Below are 25585 nucleotides of genomic sequence, written 5' to 3'. Positions count from 1 at the left end.
TCTGTCAGGAAGCCCATGCATGATTCATTTACCCTTTTCGTCCTTATCGTTCTTCAACCAGCGTTCAATGCTGTAGTTCTTCAACCAGTCATCAGCGTTATGGCTGCCGAAGATGTTGGTTCCGTTAGCCTTGGTGCTGTCCAGCGAGGCCAACAGTCCTGGTCGTTCGACCAGGTTTATGCCCACAGCTACTTGGTGCGCGCTGTATTTCTTCTTGGGGAGCAAGGTCGTTGGATCCAACACGACCTGACCATTCTTATCTGTTTCGTCAGGGTTCCTGCTCATCTCGATAATCTTATCTTTATGCACATACCGGTGCTTCTCGAAAAAGAAGGTGCGGTCTTCCGACGTATCCCGCAGATCATCAAACATGCCCAGGAATGCCTCTACAACCTGTGCGTTGGTTTTCGTATGGAAGGGGTTGAGGCTCTGGGTGTTGGGGTTGGTATTGCCAATAATCAAGCTGCCGACTTTTGCGAGGCTGTCCAGAGTGATCTCACCGCCCTTGCCAACAATGGCCTCCTCCAGTCGCGGACGATTGAGTATCTCCCGGACCAGCATGATTGTCCGGTCGTAGACCTTACTTTTGCCGGGTTCTTCATTAGCTATGTCCGTCAATGAACTCAGGGTCAGGCGACCATCTTTTTTGAAATCTCCCAACATCGAATAAACGTTACTCAACTTGGTCGCCAACAGGTGGTCCTCCGAGCCGACATAAGGGTTCCCCACGCTCGACATGCCCCCGTAGAAGTTTTGGCCGTCGAAAAACTGCTCGGAACCGTTCGCGAACCTACTATCGTGAGATTTGCCCAGCGCCCGCGCGTCTACCACAGTTTGGGCATAGCCATTCCCCGTCGGTATATTCACCCTGGGGAAGAAGCCCCTTGGATTATTGGTAGTCAAGTCCATAAATGAGCTCCAGCATAGTTAGATTCCACGGATCGGCTTCTGGTTGTTCGATCGGTGAAAACACCGCGAAATCAACAGCCAGCGATTAAGTGGTCGTCGCAAAACAGTGGTTCCGGAAAAAGACCAAATCGACCCGAGTAAAACTTGATTGTTTGTAACGATCGGGAAGGAGCCGTCGAAGGGGCGTCAGTCAACCCGGCAGATCAACTGGTTTTCTGCTTGCGCCACCAAGCGGCCAAGCTATTGAGCAGGCCGGTGTTTTTCAGCGAGGAGGCATCAGCATGGGCGCGCTTTTCCTCGGCCTGCATGCCCCTGGAAAAATCATCCGCGACGGGTGCCTGGAATTTGCGCTGGTCGACAAAAGCCTTCATCCGCTGGGTTTCGACCGCGTGTGTATTCGATGCAATGATCGGATCCCGCGCTGCGGCATCCGTTTCTGCCCCCGTCAGCGCCTCTGCAGGCGGGGTACGAAAAAGCTCTTGGCAGCCGGGCTGGGGAGAACGAAACGAGGTTGATGTCATTGGCGAGCCCTCACTGTGAATCTGAAAGCGACCGGCCTGATTGAAACCGGTAGGTACAGCCTGTGTGGCAAATTGGCGCAAACAGTTCCTGAAACAATTGAACCAGGCACCGCATCCGGCGTGCGGCGCCTGGACATGGGTCAGCGGGATAGATAACGCAGCATGGCCTGGGTGATTCGGTTACCGGAGCTCGCCAGGTTGAGCGCATTGGTACGCTTGAACATTTCCTGGGCCAGTTGGATGAGGTGATCCTTGGGGGAATCGCCGGTAAGGCTTTGGCCAGCCAGTTTTCGCAGATCGCTGACGGTCAGGTCTCGCCCGAATCGGCCTTTGAGCTGGTTGTAGTGTTCGAGCATTTCACCGAACAGGTCTTTGTCAGTCTTGAACTGGAAGTAGTTGGTTCCATTGATGACGGCGTTGAGACTGGTCCGGTCGATCAGCCCATCGAGTGCACCGGTGGAACCATGACGATCAAGCGCACTCATCAGCCCCGGGTCCCGTAGCAATGCTTTTGCCAGGCGAATGTTCTCGTTGACGGCCGGGTTAGGCGACCAGCCCTTATTGGCCATCGCTCGAATACTGTCAACGCTGACATACCCAGGGTTCCTGGGGTCCCTGAAGGCGCTGTATTTGGCACTCAACTGTGCAGCCAACTCATTACGACTCATTAACGAGTAGTCCAGGCCTGGCCCGCCGGGTACGGTGGGGAAAGGCCTGGGTGGCGGATTACTGATGACCGGCATCGGGCGTGGCGGTGGATTGCTCCAACCAGGATGCGGCCTCGGTGGTGGGTTACCCCAGCCTGGATGCAGGGGTGGACGATGCCCGCCAAACCATTGGCCCATCCAATGCTTGATCTGGCCCAAGGCGCTCGACGTCGCCACTGCGCCGCCATGGCGACTCGAGTCAGCCGCAGACGTCGTTGTAGCCGTGGCCGACTGAGGCGCGCCGAATACCGGTCCGGCGTGGCTTTCTCGAGACTGGAAGCTGACGCTTGCAGCGCTTTGCCCCATGAAGGTTGGCGCGGCAGGCGCCGGGCCACGGGCTTTGGCGTGGGGGCTGGATTTGGCCTGCGAAAGTTCAGGGCCTGATGAAGCAGGTGTGGGTTTATCGAGCATCGATACCGACATAGGTTTCTCCGTTACGGTGGGCGCGATTTTCAGCCTGTCGCTCCAACCACAATGTCGAAGCCCATCAGCTAGCTCATGTGTGGCGCTATGTCGGAATTGGTTCCTGATCAACCGGCAACATGTGCTGTGCAGGTGTAGGAAACAGGCAAAAAAAATCGCAGCCTCGGGGAGCTGCGATTTTTCCCAATCGATGCGGTTCAGAACCCGACGCTGGCCTGCACAAAGAACGTACGTGGCTCGCCCAGGTACAACCCGGAGTTGTTATCACTGGAACGGGTGTAGTGCTGCTGGTCGAAAACGTTCTTCACGCCGACGCCCAGTTTGAGGTTCGACAATTGCTCGCCGAAGTCATAACCACTGCGCACGTTGACCGAGACATAACCCGGGATATCACCGTACTGGCCGTCCGCCGTACCCTGGGTGATATAGGTGCTGGTGGTCCCCGGTGCGCGCTGCCCGGACTGGGCGTACACATCCAGGTTGTGGGTCCAGTGGTTGATGTCGTAGCGCAGGCCGAGGGTCGCCACTTCACGGGAATACAGCGGCAGGTCGCGGCCCTTGAACGGCACGTCACCTTCCGAGGTGGCTTTGGTGTAGGTGAAGCCGGCGTTGGCGGTCAGGCCGTCGAGGCGCGGGTCGAGGTTCGACAGGTCATAGTGGGCCGACGCTTCGATACCGGTGTGCTTGGTGGCACCCAGGTTGGTCCAGCCCACGTCGTTGCTGACGTATTGCAGCTCATCCGAGAAGTCGATGTAGAAGAACGTCAGCTCGCCGCCCCACACGTTGTCGTTGTAGCGCGTCCCCACTTCGTAGGTCTTGGCCTTTTCCGGGTTCAGGCCGTTGGCGGTCTGGTCGCCCGTGCCGCCCTGGCCCAACTGGAAGTATTGCAGGCTGCCGAACGAGGTTTCGTAGTTGGCGAACAGTTTCCAGGCATCGGACACGTGGTACATCACGCTCAGGGCCGGCAACGGCTCGTTGTTGTTAACCTCGCGGCGCTTTTCCGTCACGGCCTCGCCCTTGAGTCCGACCACCGGCCGGTCGTGCCATTCGGTACGAATGTCTTCAAAGCGAATGCCCGGGGTGATGGTCCACTTGCCGATATCGATCTTGTTGTCGATATAGAAAGCATTGGCCTCGGTGCCACCGGTGCGATCCTGATAGACGTGGCCATCGTTGAAGCCGACCGGCGTCGGTACGTTGTCGACCAGTTTCAGGCTGGTGGCCTGCTCGTGCATGCCTTCCTTGAGGTAGCGAAAACCCAGGCTGACTTCCTGGGTGCTCGGGCCCACGTCGAACACATGGGACACCCGCGGCTCGATGCCAAAGGTGTAGTAGGTGCGCGGGTAGGAGCCGATGCTTCCCAGGTCGCGGTTGGCGATGTTGCTGCCACGGAAACTGTCGGAATAGTAAGTGAGGACTTCGGCCTGGGTACGGTCATCGATCTGGCGGATGTACTTGAAGGACACGTCCTTGCGGCGGCCGCTGAAGTTGTCCCAGTCACGCACCGATTGGTACGGGTTGGCGTCGAACTGCTTCTGGGTCAGGCCGCCGGGCATATCGGCGCTGGCGTCGTAGTAGTGGAAGTTCAGCGAGAAGTCGTCTTGATCGGTCGGCGCCCAGTGGGTCTTGAAGATCACGTCGTCGATGTCATTGGAGTTGTTGCTGTTGCGATAGCCGTTGCCATTCACGCCGGAATACAGCAATGCCACGCCGATGCCATTGTCGGCGGTGCCGCCGATGAAAGCGTTATCGATGTGTTTCCAGCCGCCATGGGCGGACGTTTGCAGGGTGCTGCCGACTTCTCCGGAGAATTTCTCGGGGATCGCGCGGGTCACGAAGTTGATCACGCCGCCGACGTTCTGCGGCCCATAACGCACGGAACCGGCGCCGCGCACCACGTCGATGCTGTCCAGGTTGCCGGCGGAAATCGGCGCCATCGACAGCTGCGGCTGGCCATAGGGCGCGAACGCCGCCGGCACGCCGTCGATCAGCACCGTGGAGCGCGGCGACAGACGCGACGTCAGGCCACGTACACCGACGTTGAGGGAAATATCACTGCCGCCGGTGCCGTTGGATTCCTGCACCTGCACGCCGGGCACGCGGCGCAACACGTCACCAACGTTCATCGCGCCCTGCTCGACCATGGCTTCGCGGCGGATCACCGTGCGCGCGCCGGGGTGGTTCTGCACCACTTCGGCGTTGGCATCGCCGAGCCAGTCACCGACCACCTTGATGTCGGTGGCGCCCAGTTCCAGCGGCGAGCCGGCTTCACCAGTGCCGCTGTTCAACGGGCGCAAGGTCACGGAACCGGCGTCGATCTGGTAGTCCAGGCCGCTGCCTTGCAGCAATTGGCGCAAGGCTTGTTCAGGAGAAAGGTTGCCGTCGACCGCCGGTGCCTGCTTGCCAGCGACCATGTCCGGGCTGAAAAACACTTGCAGGGACGTCTGCTGGCCCAGTTGGCTCAGCGCTGCGCCCAGGGGCTGGGCCTGGATGTGGATGCCCTCGGCGGCGTAGGCGGCCGGCAGCGCGGCGCTGACAGCAAGCGCCAGCGCGAGTGGCGCCCAGCGAGAGATTTTATTGTTGTTCACGGCAAGTTTTTTCACGTCGAACCTAGTCCTGTGATCGCAAAAGTACGCGGCTGTTAATGCAAACCAGTTGCAGTTGCAGGAGAAGACGAAGAACTCGGAAAAAACCTGAATGTCAGCGTGAAATAATTTCCTGGCTGCCGTCCGGCAAGGTGCGCAAGGCCACCGGCAGGATATGTGGCAAGGCCTTGAGCAAGGCGTCGGTGTCGTTGGCCTTGAACACACTGGTCAGGCGCAGGTTGCCGACTGCCGGTGTGCTGACCCGCAGTGGCTGCTCGCGATAACGCGAGACTTCGCGTGCGACTTCGCCCAGCGGGGCGTTGTTGAACACCAGCTTGCCCGCACGCCAGGCTGTCAGCTCCTCGGCGTTCACCGCGTAGGCCGTTGCCACCTGTCCCTTGCGGTCGACATGCGTACCCAGGCCCGCCGTCAGTGTCACCACGGTGTCTGCAGCCTGCCCTTGCACCTTCACGGTACCGGCCTCGACCGCTACGCGGGTCTGGTCGTCATCGCGACGCACATCGAACCGCGTGCCGGTGACCGTCACCTGCCCTGCCCCGGCGGCCACCACAAAGGGCCGGCTGGTGTCGTGCTCGACGCTGAACATCGCCTCGCCCTGCTTGAGCTCCACGCCGCGCCGGCCTTTTTCAAAATGCACGGCGACGATGCTGCGGCTGTTGAGGTCCATCACGGAACCATCCGGCAAGGCCACCTGGCGATGCTCACCCAGGCGGGTGCTGAACTCGGCAGTGTAGGGTTTTGGATGATCGAGGCCGCTGAACAGCCCCAGCCCCACGGCCACGGCGACCACACTGGCCGCCACCGCATAACGCAACACGGCGCGGCGCTTGGAGCGCTCGGCGGGTGCTTCGCACAATGCCTGCAGGCGCGCCCTGGGCAGCAAGTCGGTGGCGCTCCACAATCCCTGAAGCACATCGAACTCGTATTGATGCTCGGCGCGCTCATTGCGCCAGGCGTCGAACCGTTGGCGCTCTTCAGGGCTCAGGTCGGCGTCTTGAAGACGTACGAACCATTGCGCAGCTGCATCGCGAGCCTCCTCACTGCCGCAGGCACGTTCAACGTTATCCATCATGGAAGGTCCTGTAAAAAGCGGGCGTGGGTCATGGGGCCATCGCGTCCAGGCGGTCACGCAAATGCCGCAGGGTGCGGATCATATACTTTTCCACCATGTTTTTAGACAACCCCAGGCGTTCGGCGATTTCCTGCTGGGTCAGGCCCTCGATTTTCTGCCAGATGAAAATCTTGCGGCAGTTGAGGGGCAGCTCGGCCAAGGCCCGTTCTATGGAGTCCGCCAACTGGATCGCGTGCATGAAATGCTCCGGGTCGCCGCTGTGGGGCGAGCTCTGATCACAGGTTTGCAGGGCCATGGCTTCGCGACGGTCTTCGCGCCGATAAGCGTCCACTGCAATATTGCGCGCGGTCTGGTGCAGGTAGGCGCGCGGTTGCTCGACCTCGGAAGATTTTGACTCAAGCACCCGCACAAAGGTGTCATGGGCCAGGTCTTCGGCCTGCTGACGGTTTCTCAGGCGGCGCGTCCATGTCCCGACCAACTCTTCGTAGTGTTCGAAAAAGCCTGTTCTGCGGGGCGGCTGAGGGATCATCGCGGGAGCACTGGGGAGGCGGGGCGTGAATAGTAATGCTTCCTATTAAGTCGAGCAATTGCTACCCGTCGCCCGTGGCACTCACTATGGCTGGCTGGCCACCTGCCGGAGACGGCTAAGCTTCTCCCGGCTGCCGCAGACGCTCATCTGGCACCACTTGCGCAGTTTGTTCTTGGAGATGTCCAGGAACACCCAATCGCAGTCGGTGGCCGTGCAACTCCTCAACGCCTGAAGATCACCGGACACCAGCATTTGCGTGGCCTCGATGGCAAGGCGGCCCAACACCATGGTGGTGAGTTCCTGCGCGGTGGTGCAGGGTTTCCACTCCCAGGCAGGCTTGCCATCCACCGAGCGCAGCAGTCGCCAGGCAACGCCCTGCTGGAATGCCAGGTTGATCTGCTGCAATGGCGCATCGGGCGCGGCCTGTTGCAATGACAACGGATAGAACACGGCGTACAGGCACTCCCTGAACGCGATGATCGCGTCCAGGTCGGGCTGATAGGAAATCGGCGACTCAAACACCATGGGCTTGTAGTCATCGAACTCCTGCGCCGAGATCAACGAGGCATGGAGCGCCCATTCGAAGAAGAACTGAAAACTGGTCAGCCGCTCTTCGGTCACCTTGAGGGTGGTGCCGGGACGCCGGCCATTGGTGGTATTGATAAAGTCCAACACCCGGGCCCCGCCAATCAGACGGATCGATTTTGCAGTGCCCGTAAAATGCGTCATGTCTGCTCCTTAGAAAACGCGGTCTTGCGGCGATGCCGCAGATTACCTTGTTTTCTGAAAAGGCTGACAGTGTGATACCGACGCAAAGACCAACGGCTACGTGCGCGCGTCGTTACGTGCGACCCAATCGAGGATCGCCTCGACGGACTGCTCGACCGACAGCGCCTGGGTATTCAAGTGGACTTCCGGAAAGATCGGCAGGTCATACCGCGAATCAATACCGGTGAAGTTCTTGATCAGCCCGGCGCGGGCCTTTTTATACAGGCCCTTGGGATCGCGTTGTTCGGCGGTTTCCAACGGCGCATCCACATGCACTTCCACAAACGACTCATTGCCGATGATCGAGCGCGCGTAGTGCCGGCTCGCCGCCGAGGGTGAGATCAGCGCGACGATCACGATCAGCCCCGCCTCCAGCATCAGCCGCGCCACTTCGGCGACGCGACGGATATTCTCCTCGCGGTCGTTGTCGGTAAATCCCAGGTCCCGGCACAGCCCGCCTCGCACGGAGTCGCCGTCCACGATGCAGGTAAATCGCCCCTGGGCCTGCAGGGCAATGTCCAGTGCATCGGCAATGGTCGACTTGCCGGAGGCAGAGATGCCGGTCATCCAGATGACCAACGGCCTTTGCTTCATGCGCGGGTGTTCGGCGCGTAGATGGCTGAACGCAAACGCATGCAGGTTCTGGCCTGGACCTTGCGCAACATAGCTCATGGCTGCTCTCCCGCCGTCATCGAAACAGGTTGTTTACCCAACATGAACACCATCACGCATTGCGCGAACAACAAGAGCGCAACCACCCAATAGACGCTTGAGAACGACCCCGTCAGGTCCTTGGAAAACCCGCCGAGGAAGTTACCGCACACGCCCCCCAGGCCGATCAGGACATTGGCGATGCCAAAGGCCTGGGTCAGGCGGCTGACCGGGACGATTTGCCCGATGTAACTGGGGACAAGCCCGAAGATCGGGTAGAACGCCAACGCGAACAAAAAGGCCGCGAGGTAGAACAGTGGAAGGCTGTTGAAACTGAATACCAGGGTGGCGGCAAGCCCCGCGCTCAAAAAGCACATCGCCAGGGATGCCCGCACGCCGACCTTGTCGGCGATCCACCCGACCAGAAACCCTGACGCCATGCCCACGGCACCGATGGTGGTCCAGATAAACCCGGCATCCTGCACCGACACACCCAGCTCATCGCGAAGAAAAGGCGCCAGGTATGTCTGGAACGGCAACAGTGCCATGCCGTTGAGAAAAGCGATGGCCCAGGTCAGGTACAGCGAACGACTCAGCCAGGGCCGATCACCGCCCGCCACTGCCGGGTGCTCCCCGGCAAAGCCGACATCCTGGCTCGCCCCCAGGTTACGCAACAGAAACCAGGCCACCAGGCACAACGCCACGGAGATCAGGCCGGCGGTGAGCCAGATCGAACGCCAGCCGCCGTTCAAGGTGAGAAACGAGACCAGCAATCCATTGATAAACACCCCGTAGCTGGTGCCACTGGAAATCAGCCCCATGACCCGCGAGCGATTCCCCGGGCTGAAGCCCTTGGTGACGATCTCGGCCAACGGGATATACACCGAGGCGGAACAGCCACCGAGCAGAATCAGCAGCGCGCCGGACAGCCAGATGTTGTCGCTGATGCTCAAGCCCAGCAGCGCCAGGGAGGTCATCACGGTGGACACCAGGCTGATTTTCCAGCCCTCGAAAAACCGGCTGATATAGCTGGTGACCGAGGAAAACAGCAGGAAGCCGACCTGCGCGCCGCCGGTGATCACGCCGACCGTGGTGTAGTCGAAGCCGATGTCCCGGCGCATGTCCACCACGAGGTTGGCGAACAGGTAGACGCCAAACCCATAGGTGCTGGCCACGAAGCCGGTCAACACCACCGCCAGCACCACACTGTCGAGGGTGCGGGGGTTGCTCTGTACGAGTGTACTCATGCTCTGACCCTCAGACGGCGCGCGCGGTGTGGATGACAAAGTCACAGGTCATCATGTCGTAGTCACGCTGGAAATCACCGTAGCTCTCATGCGCGCCAAACCCGGACGCAAGCACCTCGGTGGCCAACTTGCCCGGCAACAACGGATACACCTTCAAGCGATACTGTTCGGTCTCATCGAAGGTGTAGATGAACTCACACAGGTGTTGATCGACGTGCCCCAGGGTCACGCAGGCGTTGGTGCCGCAATAGTAGTAATTGCCGCTGGCCTTGAAGTTGCCCGCGCGAATCGCGAAGAAATTGCGCTGATCCACAATCAGCAGGCCGCCCGGCTTGAGCAGTGCCCTGAACTTCTCCAGCACCCGCAATCGATCATGGGCTTCAAAGACGTGGCACAGCGAACTGCCCAGGCACACCACCGCGTCGAACTTGCCCAGCACGGTGGGATCCAGCGCGAGCCAATCCATGTAGTGCGATTCGATCTCTAGGCCGCGTTGTCGGAAGTTCTCCCGCGCCTTGGTCAGCATGGTGCTGCTGCCGTCCGTGGCCACCACCTCAAACCCTGCTTCCTTGAGCTGGACCGCGTGGAAGCCGCTGCCCGTCGACACATCGATCACCGAGCGCACACCGTGCTGGCGCAACAGCTCTTCAAAAAAGCCGCTCTCCCCGGCCTTTCGTTTTTCCCAATCGATCAACTCGTCCCAACGCTCCACGAAGTCTGCGGAGTATTGCGTGGCATAACTGGCGACTTCGCTGTGTTTGCGCCCTGACATCTGATTCATCACACACCTACCAAGTTGAATTTTTGAAGGCCAGGTACTTGCTCGCCAATTCCCGGGCAAAGTCGGCGGACTGCTCGATGGACATGGTTTGCTTGGAGTACCCCAGCAGCGCCTGCATGACGGCCATGCATTGCGGGTTGTAGGTGACCGATCCGTCACAGTGGATTTCGTCGATGCCATCCTGGCCCTGGCAGATGCTATTGATGCGCACCGCCTCATCCTGGGGGCAGGCCTCGCTGAACTGCACATCGATCCGCCCCTCGTGCAACTTCACCGGATAGCCACCCGGCAGCCCAAGCGGGCCCGGTGCATGCGCCCACACCGGCGTGGGGGAAAACAGGCCCTCGATGACGGTGACCGCAGAGCAGGCCGTCAGGAACTGCCCATCGATCCCGCCCAGGCGGCGGAACTCGGACTTCACCGTGGAGAAGATCTCTGCGTCTGACAGGCGCGTCACTGGTGGCCGGTCGCGCACCTCGTATAACAAGCGGTAGCTGGCACGCGGCGGCAACCCACCGCGCGGCACGTAGTGGCTGAAGTAGTGCTGGGTATACAACTGCACCTGCACGTCCGCGGGCGCGCACTCGAGCAACCGCGCGATGGAAAGCTGCGTGGCCGGGATCAGGTTGGCCACGTTGCCTACGCCGATATCCGGCGCCAGGCCGACCCTGGCCAGAATCGGATTGACGGCATCGGGGAAGGCCGCATTTACGGTCCTGGCCGAGATGCCGGAGGCTTTTACCGCCTGCATCAGGCAATGCATCAACGTCAGGTGCATAGGCAACCAGGGACCGAATTGCGCCTGGTCGAGCTGCTCGAACGACAACCTGGGCAAGCCGGTAATCACCCGCCACGATTGCAAGGACGCGCAGTTCACCAGCATGTCGGGCGCTTCTTCACGCAGCACTCGCGTCACCTTCGGGATATCCGTCAGGTCGGCGATCACCGGCTTGATTGCGATGTACTGGCCCAACTGGGCGCAGGACAGCGCCACCAGGTTGCACAGCCGGACAGTCGACTCTTCGTTGCGCCCCAGCACCACAAATTCGAAGGCGTTTTTTGGCCCGAGAATCTTCAGGATCTGCAGGCACAGGTTGCCGGCGCCCACCAGCAGCAGTTTTTCTTGCGCAGGGACTGGCTCACCGTGGGTAGGCTCCGTTGTCCACGGGGATGACCTTGCCGGTCATGTGCCGGAAGCCCTCACCGATCAGCAGCAAAATCACCTCGGCCACGCCGCTGGGCAGGATGGGATCCTTGAGGATCTCTTGGCGTGCGTACTCCACACGGCGGTACTCGGGGATGGTGTCGTAGATCGCGGTCTCATGGATCAGCGCCGGCGAGACCGCGTTGACCCGCACAAACGGCGCGAAATTCCAGGCATTGGCCTTGGTCAGGCCGATGACCGCGGCCTTGGTCGCACCGTAGAGTGCGTCACAGCTGCCGACCTCGCCCGCTACCGAGGAAATATTGACGATGGCGCGCGGGGCCTCGTGCTTCATCTCGCGCTCGGCAAAATCCTTGGACAGATAGACCAGCGCCTTGAGGTTCACATTGAGGATTTCGTCAATCTGCTCATCGGAATAGGCGTAGACGCTTTTGCCGTGGTAGATCCCGGCGTTATTGACCAGCCCGTAGATCGTTGTATGGCGCTCATACAGCGCGGGGATAAACCCCTTGATAACGGCGGGGTCGGAGAAGTCGGCGACGTGGGTCTCCAGGACCTCGCGGCCATGAAGCCCCTGCAGCCGTTCCAGGCCCTGTCGGTCCTTGTCGGCCGCAATAACGAAGTAACCGTCTTTAATCGCCTGTTCGACAGTCGCCCGGCCGATGCCATTGGCCGCGCCGGTAATAATCAACTTCTTCATACCACAATCCTTATTGGCAAAATTCATTCATGCGCGCATAAAACGTGCGGTGGTACTCGTACAATTCCCGCAACTTCGGAAATTGATCGAGTACTGTCATATCAATCTGTTGTTTAGCCGGTGAAATAATCCGCTCACTGTTTTCTGCCGCCACGTGCCAACTTCTCCAGGTTTTCCACTGGGGCGGGCATTCACGTTTCCACGTCATGGCGTGAGGCAGGAATTCAATCTCCAGGTAATTACATAGTTTGCGTATTACCCGTTCCGGCTCAGCCGCCAGATCATCGGCATTGATCACATAGGGCACTGTTCCGGTCAGTTTGGTGACCACGCAAAAGATGTCATATAAGGCTTTATGCCCAATGGCCTGGATAGGCATATCGGGATGGACCCGATGATGGGAAATAATGCTGCTGGCCGGTTCACGAATAAGAAAAATGTTGGCTTGTTGTGCGAGGAACCCAAGATCAACTTTCAAGTCATCCAGACAGTGGTAGCACATGTCTTTATGAAACACATTGCTGCGCTCTTTAGCCGCCAGCAGGTGCTCTTTGATGCCCTCGTACGTGGTGGGCAAACTGTGGTCCCACTCATCCGAAGGAATCGCCGACGCCTCGGTAAACGCCATGTGCGCAAAGGGCTCGTGGAACACTTCAAAATCTCCACGCTCGATGAACACCCGTTCCAGCACGGTGGAGCGCGAACGTGGGTGGGCCCACAACCCGATCATCTTGTTCATGCGATCACCCCGAATTCGGCAGCGAGCAGCGCGGTGAGCGACCGCTTGAACGGCTTCGCCACCGGGCAGAGTCGCACGCAGTAATCGGCCAGCCGCCGGTGCGCGCTGTTGGCCTCATTGCAGGCGTTGATAAACGCCTCATGGTTGCCGAAGTCGTACGCCTCGATGCTGTCGATGAAATAGGCTTCGCAGAAGTACGGAATCCGGATCAGCTTGGTGAAGATCGACGCCGGCGGCGTCAACGGCTGCGTCGCCGGGACAACCGGCTTGCCGTGGCTCTCACGCTCGATCAGAAACTCCACCACGTCTGGCGTCAGCGTGTAGCAGGTCGCCTTCAGTCCGGTTTTTTCCAGGTGCCAGCAGTGCTTGTTGCCGCGCTCGTCGACATCGATCTTGATGCTGGACAACAGGGTCTTGACCGGCACCGTCGACGCCGCGACCAGCGCCTGGATCTGCTCGTAGACCATCAGTTCGGCCCAGCGCAGTTCCTCCGGGCTCAACGCCAGGCCGCGCTCTGCCGCCTGCAACGCAAATTCGGGCTGACAGGCAAACCGTCCGATCATGAAGGTAATCACGTGCCGGCAGTGACGGGTGTCGATACCGTGACTGCGTGCGGTCGCCATGCCCCGCTCGATGGCCTGCAGGCCGGCCTGGAACTGCGAGACCGTGAAGCAGAAGGTGATATTCACCGAACCGCCCCGGGCCACCAGGTATTCGACGGTGGCCATGCCCTCCAGGCTGCCGGGCACCTTGACCATCACGTTCGGCGCCAACTGCTGCAGCTCCAGCCCACGGGCCGTCATGCGTTCGATACAACGCACATCCACTGGGTCGACCTGCGCGCACATCCAGCCTTCGACCTGGCCCGACTGCACCCAGAGCGCCTGGAGCGCTGCGGCGCCCTCGGCGATCACTTCGTTGTAGAGCTTCTTGCGCAACTCGGCGGGCGACAGGCTCGCCAGGTTGAAGCGCGACGACCAATACTCGCGCTTGTCGAGAATCGCCGCGGTCACCAGCCGGGGGTTGGTGGTCACACTGCTGAAGCCGCTGCCCTGCGAGAACTCATCGGGCATCACCTGCTCGATATGCGCAATCGCCGCCGGGTACTTGTCCAGCAAGTGACTTTTAAAAGGCGCGTACACCACCGGCGATGAATCCCACCACACTTCTGAACCGGGGTCATTGGCCTTAAGCCGTTCTCTATAACCGTGTACGCTCACAACGCCTCCTCCCTGAGTAAGGTCAATGATTAATAAGGGACAACACTTCACGCATATCGGAAAACGGTAATGCCCCGGCCGCTGCCAACTGCGCGTGGCGACTGGGCGGGCCAAACCCCAGCACTTTTATATGCGCTGCCATCGCCGCCTGGACGCCGGTGACACTGTCTTCAACTACCCAGGCGTCAGCGGTGTCAATGTTGTAAGTTGCACAAGCGGTTAAAAACACCAGGGGATCGGGTTTCCAACGTCCCAACTCATAACAACTGAATATCCGCCCCTCGAAGTAAGGCAACAGCCCGGTAATGCGCAGGCAATGTTCTATCTTGTTGCGCGGCGCACTCGACGCCACGCAATAAGGCACCGTCAAGGACTGCAGGACTTCAACCATTCCATCAGTGGCTTTCAAGTTGAGTGTCAGTGCCGCCAGGGCCTGGTGTCGAAAGTGTGCTTCGAACTGACTGTCCAACTCGATATTTAATAACCCTTGCGCCTCGCGCAAACACTCAGCGATGCGACGACCGCGGAAGCGCTCGATATACGTTTCTTCATCCAGTTTGAAACTGCCCGTTACTTGGGCATTCAGCAGGGTAATCAACACAGACAGGGTGATTTCTTCACTGTGAACTAAGACACCGTCGCAATCGAAGATAATCAACTTGGGAGCGCGTAATAACGCGGCCCGTTTTTCCTGCTCTGGTAGTTCCCCTATAACGGCCGACAGGCACATACATTTCTCTTATAGGTGGCCCCGCGATGACATCCGAACTACCAACGGAGCGGGTTGAGGTGTGCCTATAAGACACGCGACAAAAAATCCTGTCAAACGCTTTTGAGCGGTTTTTTAGTATCTTATGGTTATTTCTTATTATTCTTTTATTCCATTTATCACCATGGTTGTAGTCGCTAAAATCACACGGATGAACTTCCGTTGCGCGGCGTCAGTCAGCTACTTGAACTCACGAATTTAAGGTCGGGTGGGCAATGCACATCTCGTTGGAGCAACAAGTGGCACTGGTGACAGGCGCCAGTTCCGGAATCGGCGCCGGCGCGGCCAAGGCGTTGGCCCAGGCAGGCGCCGCCGTCGTGCTCAATTACAACGCCCAGGCCGCACCGGCCGAAGCCCTGGCGGCCGAGATTAATGCAGAAGGCGGCCGGGCGATTGCCATTGGCGCCGATGTGTCCAAAGAGGCCGACGTAGAGCGTTTATTCGCCCAGACCCTCGAGGCTTTCGGTCACCTCGACATCCTGGTGGCCAATTCCGGTATGCAAAAGGACGCCAACCTGGTCGACATGAGCCTGGACGACTGGAACAGCGTGATCGGCGTCAACCTCACCGGGCAGTTCCTGTGTGCACGCGCGGCCGTGCGTATCTTCAATCGCCAGGGCCTGCGTGAAGGCGTGTCGCGGGCGGCCGGCAAGATCATCCACATGAGTTCGGTGCACCAGCTCATTCCCTGGGCCGGGCATGTGAATTACGCGGCGTCCAAGGGCGGCGTGGAAATGTTGATGCGCACCCTCGCCCAGGAAGTCAGCGAACAGCGCATCCGCATCAACGGCATTGCGCCCGGCGCGATCCGCACCGCGATCAACCGCGCCGCCACTGAAGGCGCGGCAGCGAAGGAGCTGCTGAAGCTGATTCCCTACGGCCGCATCGGCGATGTGGAGGACGTGGCCAACGCGGTGGTGTGGCTGGCCAGTGATGCCTCCGACTATGTAGTGGGCAGCACCTTGTTTATTGACGGCGGCATGAGCCTTTATCCGGAGTTTCGTGGCAATGGTTGATTTGAATGACGAGCAACAAAGCGCCATCGATGCCCACGGCATCATTGGCGACATGCGCAGTGCCGCCCTGGTTAATGACAAAGGCAGCATCGATTTCTTCTGCTGGCCGGAATTCGACAGCCCGTCGATCTTCTGCTCGCTGCTGGACACCCCCGGTGCCGGGATTTTCCAACTCACCCCCGACCTGCCCAACGCGCGACGCGAGCAGATCTACCTGCCTGATACCAATGTGCTGCAAACCCGCTGGCTCAGCGACGAAGCCGTGGTCGAAGTCACCGACCTGCTGACCATCAGCGAAGAAATCGACGACCTGCCCCTGCTGATCCGCCGCGTGCGTGTGGTCAGCGGCAAGGCCACCCTCCACCTGCGTTGCGCCGTGCGCCATGATTACGCGCGCGCGTCCACCCACGCCGCCCTCGATAACGGCACCGTGTGTTTCACCGCCGATGGCCAGCCAGGCCTGCGCCTGGCCGGCAGCCACCCGCTGCAGATCGAAAACGACGCCGCCGTGGCGCACTTTGAGCTGGGCCAGGAAGAAGGCGCCGAGTTCGTGCTCGGCGGCCAGGACGATGAGCGCGTGGACAGCGGCTGCACCGACCTTGCACTGGCCCATACCTTGAAGTTCTGGCGCGGCTGGATCGCGCAGTCGAACTATCGCGGGCGCTGGCGCGAAATGGTCAACCGCTCGGCCCTGGCGCTCAAGCTGCTGACCTCGCGCAAACACGGCGCAATCATTGCCGCCGCGACCTTCGGCCTGCCGGAAACCCCAGGCGGCGAGCGCAATTGGGACTACCGCTACACCTGGATCCGCGACGCCTCGTTCACCGTCTACGCCTTCATGCGCCTGGGCTTTGTCGAAGAAGCCAACGCCTATATGCGTTGGCTCAAGGGCCGGGTCAGCGACTGCTGCGGCCAGCCGACCAAGATCAATATCCTCTACGGCATCGACGGTCGCCAAGAGCTGCCCGAAACCCAGCTGGCGCATTTGAGCGGCCACGGTGGCGCCAAACCGGTGCGCATCGGCAATGAGGCGGTCGACCAGATCCAGCTGGATATCTATGGCGAACTGATGGACGCGGTGTACCTGGTCAACAAGTACGGCGAGGCCATCTCCCACGAGGGCTGGAAACACACGGTGGAAGTCACCGATCAGGTCTGCGAGATCTGGAACCGCAAAGACGTGGGCATCTGGGAAATGCGTGGCGAGCAGCATCACTTCCTGCATTCGCGGCTGATGTGCTGGGTAGCCCTGGACCGGGCGATCCGCCTGGCGTCCAAGCGCTCGCTGCCGGCGCCGTTTGCACGCTGGGACCAGACGCGCCAGGCCATCTACGCCGACATCTGGAGCAACTTCTGGAACGAGGAACGCGGACACTTCGTGCAGCACATCGGCAGCACGGCGCTCGACGGCTCGATGCTGCTGATGCCGCTGGTGCGCTTCGTCGCCGCCACCGACCCGCGCTGGCTCTCGACCCTGGAAGCCATCCAGAAAAGCCTGGTGCGCGATGGCATGGTCTACCGCTACCGCAACGACGACAGCCAGATCGACGGCCTGCAAGGCACCGAAGGCGCGTTTGCCGCCTGCTCGTTCTGGTACGTCGAATGCCTAGCCCGCGCCGGGCAAGTGGAGAAGGCCCACCTGGAGTTCGAGCAACTGCTGCGCTACGCCAACCCGCTGGGGTTGTACGCCGAAGAGTTCGACAGCCAGGCCCACCACCTCGGCAATACACCCCAGGCCCTGAGCCATCTGGCGTTGATCAGCGCGGCCACTTTCCTGGACCGCAAGCTCAGCGGCGAGAAGACCACCTGGCAACCCTGAGGTGGGCTGTGCACAATGGGGCGCCCCTCGACCCGTCACGGGAGCCCCATGCGCCAGGTACTGCTGATCATCGATGTGCAACCGTCCTTCAACCCTCCCGAGTGGCTGGTGGACGGCATCAATGCCCTGCTCGGGCGATTGCCGTCAGTGGCCACCGTGGAGCGCCATGACGAAAGCATCACGCCCTTCACCCGCCAGCTCGGCTGGCAACCGGCCCCGGATGACCGCAGCCTGATCGCGGCAGATCGCGTCTTCATCAAGCACGGCTATGCGCCGACACCCCAAACCATCGCCTACCTGAAAAGCCTCGCCCCCGAGCGCGTGCTGGTGTGCGGTATCCAGACCGACACCTGCGTATTGGCAGCAGGGTTTGCGTTGTTCGATGCCGGGCTGCAGCCGACCTTGATCAGCGACTTGACGGTCGGCTCGTCGCTGGATCGCTCGGGCAAGCTGGGCGTGGATCTGTGGCGGCACCACTTCAAACAGGTGCGCAGCAGCGCCGAGCTGGACCTGGACAAGTAACCCTACTGCCTTCAAGCGCGCCCTATCCCGTCACGCCCGTGGACTACAGTTGCAACACCGCTGACCAACCGACAGGAGCCCCCATGACCGCACTGCTCTATATACGTACCTCCATGCTCGACGTGGCTTATGAAGCCCATGGCCCCGCCGACGGTACCCCGGTGATCCTGCTGCATGGCTTTCCCTACGACCCGCGCGGCTATGACGCGATCGCGCCGGTGCTGGCCGCGCGCGGGTGTCGGGTGCTGGTGCCGTACCTGCGCGGTTATGGCCCGACGCGGTTTATCAATGAGCAAGTGCTGCGCTCCGGGCAACAGGCGGCGCTGGCCAAGGATTTGCTCGAGTTCATGGATGCGTTGTCGATCCCGCAGGCCACGCTTGCCGGGTACGACTGGGGTGGCCGCGCCGCGTGTATTGTCGCGGCGCTGTGGCCGCAGCGGGTGCGCGGGTTGGTGACCGGGGACGGCTACAACATCCAGGACATCGCCAAGTCGCTCAAGCCGCGCTCGCCCGTGACGGAGCATCGGTTGTGGTACCAGTTCTACTTTCATACCCAGCGCGGCGTGGACGGGCTGACCGCCAATCGCGCGCAGTTGTGCAAGTTGCTCTGGTCACTGTGGTCGCCGTCCTGGGCCGAGGGGCCGAGCCTGTATGACCAGACGGCGCCGTCGTTCGACAATCCGGACTTTGTCGAGGTGGTGATTCACTCCTATCGCCATCGCTTCATGTACGCACCCGGCGACCCGGCGTTGGAGCCCATCGAAGTGGCGCTGGCCCTGCAACCGCCGATTTCGGTGCCGAGCATTTCGCTGTGTGGTGCCGATGATGGCGTCGGACCAGCGCCGGAAGAGGACGACGATGTGGAGCACTTCAGCGGCTTTTACCGGCGCGAAGTGTTGCCCGGCGTCGGCCACAATATTCCCCAGGAAGCCCCGCAGGCGACTCTGGCAGCGATCATTGAGTTGCTCGACCGACGCTAGGGCGCAGCCGCAAGCCGGAAGCTGAAGACGCTGCCCTGCCCCGCCACGCTTTCCGCCCACAGCGTGCCGCCATGGGCCTGGATGATCCCGTGGGAAATGTACAAGCCCAGGCCGCTGCCGGTGGGGTTGCCCTCGCGGGACGTCCAGTAGCGCTCGAAGATGTAAGGCAGTTGCGCCGCGTCGATGCCCGCGCCGTTGTCGCAGACGCGAAACAGCACGTGATCATCCGCCGCCTGGGCGAGCACCTCAATTGCGCCGCCCAGACCGGTGAATTTCAGGGCATTGCCGAGCAGATTGGAAAACACCTGGAACAGTCGCTCCGGGTCGGCCTCGACGCGCAGCCCTGGCTGGGCCTGCCAGGTCAGGTTGACGCCCTTGGCCGCCGCCAGCGGCTGCCACATCAGGCCCAGTTGCTCCAGGGTCGTCACCACATCCAGCGGTTGCGGGGCCACCCGGTAACGCCCGGCCTCAATGCGCGAAATATCAATCAGGTCTTCGAGCAAGGTGTTCATGCGCGAGGTGGCGTTCTGCATGGTTTCAATCGCGCTGGTCAAGCGCAGGCTGGCCTTGGTGTCGTCGACGGGCACCAGCTTGCGCATCATGCCGCATTGCATCAGCAGAATGGTCAGCGGGCTGCGCAGGTCATGGGAGACCACCGCCACCAACTCATCCCGCGCACGCACGGCGGCGTGTTCGCGCTGTACCTGGCGCGCCAGGTCATGTTCCAGGGCGTGGCGGCGCAGGCTTTCCACCGCCAGCAACTCCGAGGGCGACCATTGCAGCGCCTTGCCGTCGACCTGCTGCTTCCATCGCTCAAACGACAGGCGCGGGCTCAATGTAGTCGTGCCCGCTTCGCGCGATTTGATCGGCTCGCCGCTCCAGTGCACGGTGGTCTGGACCTCGGGGCGGAACCACATCACCGCGTTATCCACCGGCTTTGGCAGGCGAAAAGCCAACAGGCCGCTGGCGATGGCTTGATAAGCCACCGCCGGCGGGAACTCCGCGCCCAATTGATGGCTGCAGACCACGCCCTTGCCCTGCGCCTGGATCCACGGATACAAGGCGCGGATCTCTTCCTCGGTGGGGCACACGCCAAACCGGTGCAGCCGCGCCTCCACCAGAATCGCCAGCCCATCGGCGGCCGTCAGGTTGAGCAAGGTCTGCGCGTGCGGGCGCAGGCTCTCCATCACGTCACAGGTCTGCAGCGCCATGGCAGTCGCCAGTGCATCGATCATGCTGGTTTTTTCCTGCTGCTGGCGGCGGGCCTCCTGCTCCTGGAGCAAGGTGATCTGCATCGACAGCAACTGGCCAATGCTGGTGCAGGCGGTGCGCAACTCATGGGGTACGCGCAAGGGCTCGCGGTGGCCGCAGGTGATCAGGCCCCAGAGCTGGTCGTCCTTGAGCAGGGAAATGCTCATCGACGAACGCACGCCCATGTTTTTCAGGTAATGGCAGTGCACCGGCGAGACACTGCGCAGCACCGCGAAACTGAGGTCCAGCGCCTGGCCGGTGTCGGGGCGCAGGGCCGGCAGGATCGGCACTGGCGTGTAGGCGGCATCGGGAATCACGCGAATCCAGTTCAGCCGGTACAGTTCACGCGCCTGGGGCGGGATATCCGACGCCGGGAAACACAGGCCCAGGTACGGCGGCATGCCGTCACTGAGGGACTCGCCGATCACCTTGCCGTGGCCCTCCTGCTCGAAGCGGTACAGGGTGACGCGGTCATAGCCGGTGAGTGCGCGGATCTCGGTGACGCAGATCTGGTACAGCCCATCGAGGCTCTTCGCCGACTGCAGGCGACGCAGGGCACGGGCGACATGCAGCGCGGCGGCATGCCGGGGTGTCACGGCGCGCTCCAGTTCGAGAAACAGCAAGCCCTGGTGCCGGTGCAGCAAGGCGTCAAAAAGATCACCGTTGAGCGTCACTGGGCGCAGCTCGTCTTCATCCGTGTCCAGGTCGACCAGCGCCAGGCGCACCTGGGCCAACGCGTCTGCGCCGATCAGGCTGCCCAGCGCCTGGCCGCACAACGACTCGCCGCCAAGGCCCAACACGGTATTGACGTTGGCGCTGGCCTGCAGCACCACCAGCGTCGGCTCACTGAGGGTCAGCAGCAACCCGTGGGGCTGGATCGAGCCGGGAATGTGAATAGGCTCGCTCGCGCAATCGTCCGACAGGGGGACGGCGCCGATCACAGGCAATGGCTTCATGAGCAGCGTCACGCCGGGGGGCGGAGGAAACAGCGGTGCAGCGGCGGGTGCTCACTGCGCAAGGTAGTCAGCCAACATAGCACCTTGGTACAGATGTGTACGTTTTCGTTCAAGCCGGATCGTAGAACCGCTCGCGGTAGGCCTGGGGCGTGACTTGCAGGGCGCGCAAAAAGCTGCGGCGCAGCGTCTCTTCACAGCCAAAACCGCAGTGCACGGCGATGCGCTTGATCGATGCGGTGCTGTCTGCCAGTTGCCGGCGTGCGGTTTCAACCCGGATCAACTCGACGGCGCGCGCGGGCGTCTGGCCAGTTTCGGCGCGGTAGTGACGCACGAAACTGCGCTCGCTCATGCCCGCCTGGGCGGCGAGCGTCGCGATGTTGAGGTCGAGGGTGAGGTTGTCGGCGATCCAGGCGTGCAGCTCGGCAAAGCGGCTGCCGGCTTTTTGCAGCGACAGGGTCACGCTGAACTGCGATTGACCGCCGGGGCGCTTGAGGAACACCACCAGGTGCCGCGCCACTTCCAGGGCCACGGCGCGGCCCAGGTCTTCCTCGACCAGGGCCAGGCACAAGTCGATGCCGGCCGTGACACCGGCGGACGTCCACACTGAGCCTTGCTGGATAAAGATCGGGTTGGACTCCACCGTCAGCGCGGGAAACTTGCGCGCCAGTTCCTCGCAGCGGGTCCAGTGGGTAGCGACGCGGCAACCGTCGAGCAAGCCGCTGGCGGCCAGCAGGAAAGCCCCGGTGCACACCGACGTCATGCGCCGGGTATGACGGGATTTTTCACGCACCCACTGCACCAGCGCGGCGTCTTCGGCGACGCCATACACACCCCAGCCACCGGCGATCACCAAGGTGTCGCAAGGTGCGTCAACAGGGGGCAGCGGCTGCGCCACCAACGCCAGGCCCGCCGAGGTCATGACCGGCTCTGCCTGGTCGGCGATCACGCTGACGGCGTACGGCAACGGCAAGCCGCGTTGGCGCGCCAGGTCATTGGCCGAGGCGAACACCTGCAACGGCCCGGTCACGTCGAGGACCTGGGCGTTATCGAAAGCGAGGACGTGGATGATTCTGGGCATGATTGGCGTGATTGGTGGGTTCAATGGCGTATTCGCCAAAGCCTAGGCCTCTAGAGTGAAGTCGTCCACCCCTTTAGCGGAGCTTCATTCATGACCTTGCAGATTGGCTTTCTGTTGTTCCCCGGCATCCAGCAACTGGACCTGACCGGCCCTTATGACGTGCTGGGCTCGCTGCCGGAGGTGAAGCTGCACCTGATATGGAAAGACCTCGCACCGGTCACGTCCAGCACCGGCCTGGTGTTCACCCCGACCATGACTTATGCCGACTGCCCTGCCCTGGATGTGATTTGCGTGCCCGGCGGTTCCGGCGTGGGCGCATTGATGGAAGACCCGTCCACCCTGGACTTCCTCAAGGCCCAGGCGCACACCGCGCGCTACGTGACTTCGGTGTGCACCGGCTCGCTGGTGCTCGGCGCAGCGGGTTTGCTGCGCGGGCGCAAGGCCACGACTCACTGGGCCTACCACGACCTGCTCGCCCCGCTTGGCGCGATCCCGGTCCAGGCGCGTGTTGTGCGCGACGGCAACCTGTTCACCGGTGGCGGGATCACCGCCGGTATCGACTTCGCCCTGACCCTGGCGGCCGAGCTGTACAGCGAAGCGGCGGCGCAGCTGGTACAACTGCAGATCGAATACGCGCCAGCGCCGCCGTTTGATTCGGGCAGCCCCGACACCGCGCCGAAGCACGTGCTGGAAGAAGCCCACAAACGCACCGCCGAGTCGCGCAAGACCCGGGGGGAAATCGTCGCACGGGCGGCGGCACGGTTGGGCTGAGGTTGAGCCTGGCGAGCTGGCGGTACCTGTGGCGAGCTTGCTCGCCATAACAGGCTCAGGCCGGACGAGACATCAGCGCCAGGCGCACGGCCAGCACGGTCAACACCGTCGCCAGGCCCCATTTCTGCAACGCCGCACCCGCTGAACGGCCGGCAAAAAACCGGCTGACTGCGCCGCCGAAAATCCCCAGCAACAGGTGAAAAACCGCGGCGATGACGGTCAGTACGCCGCCCAGCACCAGCAGTTGTATCGCGATCGACCCCGTCTCAGGGCGCACGAATTGCGGCAGGAATACCACAAAGAACAGCAGCGCCTTGGGATTCAGCAGGCTATTGAGCATGGCCTGCAAAAACACTCGGCCCAGCGGCACCCGCTCGACTTGGGCCTGCGCCCCACCCGGACGTTTCTGCAGCGTCTTGAACACCAACCACAGCAGATAGATCACCCCGGCAAAGCGGATCAAGTCGAACGACGGCGGCCAACTTGCGACCACCGCAGTGACCCCCGAGGCGGTCAACCCGGTCAACAGCAGGTCTGCCACGCCAATGCCCAGCGCCGAGGCCATTCCCCCGCGCCAGCCATGGGTCACGCCATGGGTGATGACAAACGCCATGTTCGGCCCCGGCGATAACAGCAACAGCAGCACAGCACCGGAAAACACCGCCAGGGTTGCAAGGTCGATCATGCTCGCGCCGTCCATGAGGAAAAGCCTGCAGATTAGTCGGCTCACCCCGGCCGAACAAAAAATTGTGCTGGATACATTGCGTGCCGGGAATTGCGAATGGCCACGACCACCGTCTAGAATGCGAAACATTATCAATTAAGACTGCTGCGCCAGGATGCCCATGTCGAGCGACCACCCACTGGACCATGCCGCCATCGGCCAGCTGTACCACGCCCATCATTCCTGGCTGCGTGGCTGGCTGAACCGCCGCACCGGTTGCCGTGAACATGCCGCCGACCTGGCGCAGGAAACCTTCGTGCGCTTGCTCAACGCGCGCAAGCAGCAGACCTTGCAACAGCCTCGCGCCTACCTGAGCAGCATCGCGCGCAGCCTGATGATCGACCAATATCGGCGCCGCGAATTGGAACGCGCCTACCTCGAAAGCCTCGCCCACTTCCCCGAGGTCGAGGTGCCGTCGGAAGAAACCCGGTGGCTGATCCTCGACAGCCTGGAACACATCGACCGCCTGCTCGACCAACTCAAGCCACGGGTGCGCGAAGCCTTCCTGCTGGCGCAACTGGATGGCCTGACCTGCGCGCAGATCGCCCTGCGCCTGGGCGTGTCCAAGGCTACCGTGGAGCGCGACCTGGCCAAGGCGCTGCACGCCTGTTATCGGTTGCGCTATGCCGAACTCTGACCCGCGCCTGGTGGACCAGGCCATTCAATGGATGATCAAGCTGCGTTTCAACGTGGCCGACGACGCCAGCACCGCCGCGTTCGATCGCTGGCTGCACACCAGCGCCGAGCACCAGCAGGTGTGGCAGCGGGTGGCGACCATGAACGATGATTTCAACCAACTGCCGGCCCAGGTCGGCCGCCATGCCCTGCAAGGTGCGCGTCAACGCATCAGCCGCCGCGAAGGCTTGAAGCTGCTCGGGCTGGTGGCCGGGGCAGCGGGATTGACCTGGCTCGGTCGCGACTACACACCGCTGCCCGGCTTGATGGCCGACTACCGCACCGCCACGGGTGAGCGGCGTTGGGTGGCGTTGGACGACGGCAGCAAGATCCAGCTCAACAGCGCCAGCGCCTTCGACGCCACGTTCAGTGCCGAGCGCCGCCTGGTGCACCTGCACCGGGGCGAAATGCTGGTGAACACGGGCGTCGACGACCGGCCACTGTGGGTACAGACCCGCGACGGTTACCTGCGTGCCCTCGGCAGCCGCTTCCTGGTGCGTGAAGAAGCCCAGGGCACGCTGCTCGCCGTCCAACAGGGCGCCGTGGCGTTATTTGCCAACAGCCGGGAGGCCAACGCGCGCCACGTGCTCAAGGCCGGCGAGCAGGTGCTGTTCGACCACACCGGCGTTCATGCGCCCATCGCCAACGGCCTCGATCCCTGGGGTTGGAGTGACGGCGTGATCAGTGCCCACAATATGCGCCTGGACGACTTCCTCAGCGAGTTGAGCCGCTACCGCAATGGCCTGCTGCGTTGCAGTGAAGCGGTGGCCGGGTTGCGCGTGTCGGGGACTTATCAGTTGAACGATACCGATCAGGTGCTGAGCCTGGTGGCGCAATCGCTGCCGGTCGACGTCACCTACCGCAGCCGTTATTGGGTGACCGTCAGCCCTCGCGTTTAACGCTTCGAAAAATAAATGAGGTGAATTCTCATTGCCGCTCGACCTGTAAGGAAAGGCCGATCAACAGGCCGGTTCTGTCCACTTCCT

25 protein-coding genes are annotated in these 25585 nt (G+C 61.6%); 7 read left to right on the top strand and 18 right to left on the bottom strand.

Annotation, left to right across the window (positions count from 1 at the left end; genetic code table 11):
• Positions 1-24: 24 nt before the first annotated feature.
• The 15 genes from JFU04_RS09275 to JFU04_RS09205 all read right to left on the bottom strand — a co-directional run bounded on the left by JFU04_RS09275 (position 25) and on the right by JFU04_RS09205 (position 14768).
• Complete coding sequence (locus JFU04_RS09275) at positions 25-909, bottom strand: hypothetical protein (protein ID WP_240435290.1); 885 nt, start codon at positions 907-909, stop codon at positions 25-27.
• Between the two features lie 203 nt (positions 910-1112).
• Positions 1113-1511: a type III secretion protein gene (locus JFU04_RS30230; protein ID WP_242485886.1), complete on the bottom strand. Its 399-nt coding sequence runs from the start codon at positions 1509-1511 to the stop codon at positions 1113-1115.
• 59 nt (positions 1512-1570) lie between these two features.
• Complete coding sequence (locus JFU04_RS09265) at positions 1571-2560, bottom strand: type III secretion effector protein (RefSeq protein WP_201143902.1); 990 nt, start codon at positions 2558-2560, stop codon at positions 1571-1573.
• Between the two features lie 197 nt (positions 2561-2757).
• Entirely contained in the window at positions 2758-5163 is a 2406-nt protein-coding gene (locus JFU04_RS09260; RefSeq protein ID WP_201143901.1) for a TonB-dependent siderophore receptor, read from the bottom strand.
• A 97-nt stretch (positions 5164-5260) separates the two neighbouring features.
• On the bottom strand, positions 5261-6235 hold the full coding sequence (locus JFU04_RS09255) for a FecR family protein (protein ID WP_201146354.1): 975 nt from the start codon (positions 6233-6235) through the stop codon (positions 5261-5263).
• 31 nt (positions 6236-6266) lie between these two features.
• Positions 6267-6767, bottom strand: coding sequence for a sigma-70 family RNA polymerase sigma factor (locus JFU04_RS09250; RefSeq protein WP_065907182.1), 501 nt, complete (start codon positions 6765-6767; stop codon positions 6267-6269).
• A gap of 84 nt (positions 6768-6851) precedes the next feature.
• A complete protein-coding gene (locus JFU04_RS09245) occupies positions 6852-7496 on the bottom strand; it encodes a CGNR zinc finger domain-containing protein (protein WP_201143900.1) in 645 nt (214 codons plus the stop codon).
• A 96-nt stretch (positions 7497-7592) separates the two neighbouring features.
• Positions 7593-8207 carry an adenylyl-sulfate kinase gene (cysC, locus tag JFU04_RS09240; RefSeq protein WP_065907185.1) on the bottom strand — a complete coding sequence of 205 codons (615 nt, stop codon included), beginning with the start codon at positions 8205-8207 and terminating at the stop codon, positions 7593-7595.
• On the bottom strand, positions 8204-9433 hold the full coding sequence (locus JFU04_RS09235; RefSeq protein ID WP_106804598.1) for an MFS transporter: 1230 nt from the start codon (positions 9431-9433) through the stop codon (positions 8204-8206). Before JFU04_RS09235 ends, cysC begins: the two co-directional genes overlap by 4 nt.
• A 10-nt stretch (positions 9434-9443) precedes the next feature.
• Positions 9444-10214, bottom strand: a complete 771-nt coding sequence (locus tag JFU04_RS09230; RefSeq protein ID WP_065907189.1) for a class I SAM-dependent methyltransferase — start codon at positions 10212-10214, stop codon at positions 9444-9446.
• Positions 10215-10221: 7 nt separating this feature from the next.
• Positions 10222-11322 carry a hypothetical protein gene (locus tag JFU04_RS09225; RefSeq protein WP_342389434.1) on the bottom strand — a complete coding sequence of 367 codons (1101 nt, stop codon included), beginning with the start codon at positions 11320-11322 and terminating at the stop codon, positions 10222-10224.
• A gap of 31 nt (positions 11323-11353) precedes the next feature.
• On the bottom strand, positions 11354-12079 hold the full coding sequence (locus JFU04_RS09220) for an SDR family NAD(P)-dependent oxidoreductase (protein WP_106804600.1): 726 nt from the start codon (positions 12077-12079) through the stop codon (positions 11354-11356).
• Between the two features lie 10 nt (positions 12080-12089).
• Positions 12090-12818, bottom strand: coding sequence for a sulfotransferase-like domain-containing protein (locus tag JFU04_RS09215; protein ID WP_201143899.1), 729 nt, complete (start codon positions 12816-12818; stop codon positions 12090-12092).
• Complete coding sequence (locus tag JFU04_RS09210; RefSeq protein WP_207200786.1) at positions 12815-13891, bottom strand: transaldolase family protein; 1077 nt, start codon at positions 13889-13891, stop codon at positions 12815-12817. Before JFU04_RS09210 ends, JFU04_RS09215 begins: the two co-directional genes overlap by 4 nt.
• 169 nt (positions 13892-14060) lie before the next feature.
• Positions 14061-14768 carry an HAD family hydrolase gene (locus JFU04_RS09205; protein ID WP_065907202.1) on the bottom strand — a complete coding sequence of 236 codons (708 nt, stop codon included), beginning with the start codon at positions 14766-14768 and terminating at the stop codon, positions 14061-14063.
• 254 nt (positions 14769-15022) lie between these two features.
• On the opposite strand from JFU04_RS09205, the gene JFU04_RS09200 reads away from it, so the two are divergent.
• The 4 genes from JFU04_RS09200 to JFU04_RS09185 all read left to right on the top strand — a co-directional run bounded on the left by JFU04_RS09200 (position 15023) and on the right by JFU04_RS09185 (position 19144).
• Entirely contained in the window at positions 15023-15823 is an 801-nt protein-coding gene (locus JFU04_RS09200; RefSeq protein WP_106804602.1) for a glucose 1-dehydrogenase, read from the top strand.
• Positions 15816-17642 (top strand): glycoside hydrolase family 15 protein, encoded by a 1827-nt coding sequence (locus JFU04_RS09195; RefSeq protein WP_201143897.1) that lies wholly within the window; start codon positions 15816-15818, stop codon positions 17640-17642. The genes JFU04_RS09200 and JFU04_RS09195 overlap by 8 nt, the downstream gene beginning before the upstream one ends.
• A 48-nt stretch (positions 17643-17690) precedes the next feature.
• The gene (locus tag JFU04_RS09190) at positions 17691-18164 is read left to right on the top strand and encodes an isochorismatase family protein (RefSeq protein ID WP_201143896.1); all 474 of its coding nucleotides are present in this window, start codon (positions 17691-17693) and stop codon (positions 18162-18164) included.
• Between the two features lie 83 nt (positions 18165-18247).
• Complete coding sequence (locus JFU04_RS09185; protein ID WP_065907214.1) at positions 18248-19144, top strand: alpha/beta fold hydrolase; 897 nt, start codon at positions 18248-18250, stop codon at positions 19142-19144.
• Here JFU04_RS09185 and JFU04_RS09180 read toward each other — a convergent pair.
• Both JFU04_RS09180 and JFU04_RS09175 read right to left on the bottom strand, forming a co-directional pair.
• A complete protein-coding gene (locus tag JFU04_RS09180; protein ID WP_201143895.1) occupies positions 19141-21351 on the bottom strand; it encodes an ATP-binding protein in 2211 nt (736 codons plus the stop codon). The genes JFU04_RS09185 and JFU04_RS09180 overlap by 4 nt on opposite strands.
• 109 nt (positions 21352-21460) lie before the next feature.
• Positions 21461-22429: a GlxA family transcriptional regulator gene (locus JFU04_RS09175; RefSeq protein WP_201143894.1), complete on the bottom strand. Its 969-nt coding sequence runs from the start codon at positions 22427-22429 to the stop codon at positions 21461-21463.
• Positions 22430-22519: 90 nt separating this feature from the next.
• Here JFU04_RS09175 and inhA point away from each other — a divergent pair, with 90 nt between their 5' ends.
• On the top strand, positions 22520-23200 hold the full coding sequence (gene inhA / locus JFU04_RS09170; protein WP_065907219.1) for an isonitrile hydratase: 681 nt from the start codon (positions 22520-22522) through the stop codon (positions 23198-23200).
• A 55-nt stretch (positions 23201-23255) separates the two neighbouring features.
• Here the strand turns inward: inhA and JFU04_RS09165 are convergent, their stop codons facing one another.
• Positions 23256-23885 carry a LysE family translocator gene (locus tag JFU04_RS09165; protein ID WP_201143893.1) on the bottom strand — a complete coding sequence of 210 codons (630 nt, stop codon included), beginning with the start codon at positions 23883-23885 and terminating at the stop codon, positions 23256-23258.
• 160 nt (positions 23886-24045) lie between these two features.
• On the opposite strand from JFU04_RS09165, the gene JFU04_RS09160 reads away from it, so the two are divergent.
• Together JFU04_RS09160 and JFU04_RS09155 are read left to right on the top strand one after the other, a co-directional pair.
• Complete coding sequence (locus JFU04_RS09160; protein ID WP_201143892.1) at positions 24046-24561, top strand: sigma-70 family RNA polymerase sigma factor; 516 nt, start codon at positions 24046-24048, stop codon at positions 24559-24561.
• On the top strand, positions 24548-25498 hold the full coding sequence (locus JFU04_RS09155; protein WP_065907229.1) for a FecR domain-containing protein: 951 nt from the start codon (positions 24548-24550) through the stop codon (positions 25496-25498). The genes JFU04_RS09160 and JFU04_RS09155 overlap by 14 nt, the downstream gene beginning before the upstream one ends.
• The last annotated feature ends 87 nt before the right edge of the window (positions 25499-25585 follow it).

Origin of the sequence: Pseudomonas sp. TH21, from assembly GCF_016651025.1 — a bacterium.
In the GTDB taxonomy this organism is placed as follows: domain Bacteria; phylum Pseudomonadota; class Gammaproteobacteria; order Pseudomonadales; family Pseudomonadaceae; genus Aquipseudomonas; species Aquipseudomonas aylmerensis.
This window is presented reverse-complemented; position numbering and strand designations above follow the sequence as displayed.

Excerpts from the sequence above, each read along its gene's own strand:
- JFU04_RS09235 (WP_106804598.1), bottom strand. The coding sequence starts at position 9,433 with ATGAGTACACTCGTACAGAGCAACCCCCGCACCCTCGACAGTGTGGTG.
- cysC (WP_065907185.1), bottom strand. The coding sequence starts at position 8,207 with ATGAGCTATGTTGCGCAAGGTCCAGGCCAGAACCTGCATGCGTTTGCG.
- JFU04_RS09200 (WP_106804602.1), top strand. The coding sequence starts at position 15,023 with ATGCACATCTCGTTGGAGCAACAAGTGGCACTGGTGACAGGCGCCAGT.
- JFU04_RS09195 (WP_201143897.1), top strand. The coding sequence starts at position 15,816 with ATGGTTGATTTGAATGACGAGCAACAAAGCGCCATCGATGCCCACGGC.
- JFU04_RS09160 (WP_201143892.1), top strand. The coding sequence starts at position 24,046 with ATGTCGAGCGACCACCCACTGGACCATGCCGCCATCGGCCAGCTGTAC.
- JFU04_RS09230 (WP_065907189.1), bottom strand. The coding sequence starts at position 10,214 with ATGAATCAGATGTCAGGGCGCAAACACAGCGAAGTCGCCAGTTATGCC.
- JFU04_RS09205 (WP_065907202.1), bottom strand. The coding sequence starts at position 14,768 with ATGTGCCTGTCGGCCGTTATAGGGGAACTACCAGAGCAGGAAAAACGG.
- JFU04_RS09255 (WP_201146354.1), bottom strand. The coding sequence starts at position 6,235 with ATGGATAACGTTGAACGTGCCTGCGGCAGTGAGGAGGCTCGCGATGCA.
- JFU04_RS09250 (WP_065907182.1), bottom strand. The coding sequence starts at position 6,767 with ATGATCCCTCAGCCGCCCCGCAGAACAGGCTTTTTCGAACACTACGAA.
- JFU04_RS09275 (WP_240435290.1), bottom strand. The coding sequence starts at position 909 with ATGGACTTGACTACCAATAATCCAAGGGGCTTCTTCCCCAGGGTGAAT.
- JFU04_RS09190 (WP_201143896.1), top strand. The coding sequence starts at position 17,691 with ATGCGCCAGGTACTGCTGATCATCGATGTGCAACCGTCCTTCAACCCT.
- JFU04_RS09185 (WP_065907214.1), top strand. The coding sequence starts at position 18,248 with ATGACCGCACTGCTCTATATACGTACCTCCATGCTCGACGTGGCTTAT.
- JFU04_RS09210 (WP_207200786.1), bottom strand. The coding sequence starts at position 13,891 with ATGCCCGATGAGTTCTCGCAGGGCAGCGGCTTCAGCAGTGTGACCACC.
- JFU04_RS09180 (WP_201143895.1), bottom strand. The coding sequence starts at position 21,351 with ATGAAGCCATTGCCTGTGATCGGCGCCGTCCCCCTGTCGGACGATTGC.
- JFU04_RS09175 (WP_201143894.1), bottom strand. The coding sequence starts at position 22,429 with ATGCCCAGAATCATCCACGTCCTCGCTTTCGATAACGCCCAGGTCCTC.
- inhA (WP_065907219.1), top strand. The coding sequence starts at position 22,520 with ATGACCTTGCAGATTGGCTTTCTGTTGTTCCCCGGCATCCAGCAACTG.
- JFU04_RS09265 (WP_201143902.1), bottom strand. The coding sequence starts at position 2,560 with ATGTCGGTATCGATGCTCGATAAACCCACACCTGCTTCATCAGGCCCT.
- JFU04_RS09245 (WP_201143900.1), bottom strand. The coding sequence starts at position 7,496 with ATGACGCATTTTACGGGCACTGCAAAATCGATCCGTCTGATTGGCGGG.
- JFU04_RS09155 (WP_065907229.1), top strand. The coding sequence starts at position 24,548 with ATGCCGAACTCTGACCCGCGCCTGGTGGACCAGGCCATTCAATGGATG.
- JFU04_RS09165 (WP_201143893.1), bottom strand. The coding sequence starts at position 23,885 with ATGATCGACCTTGCAACCCTGGCGGTGTTTTCCGGTGCTGTGCTGCTG.
- JFU04_RS09220 (WP_106804600.1), bottom strand. The coding sequence starts at position 12,079 with ATGAAGAAGTTGATTATTACCGGCGCGGCCAATGGCATCGGCCGGGCG.
- JFU04_RS09215 (WP_201143899.1), bottom strand. The coding sequence starts at position 12,818 with ATGAACAAGATGATCGGGTTGTGGGCCCACCCACGTTCGCGCTCCACC.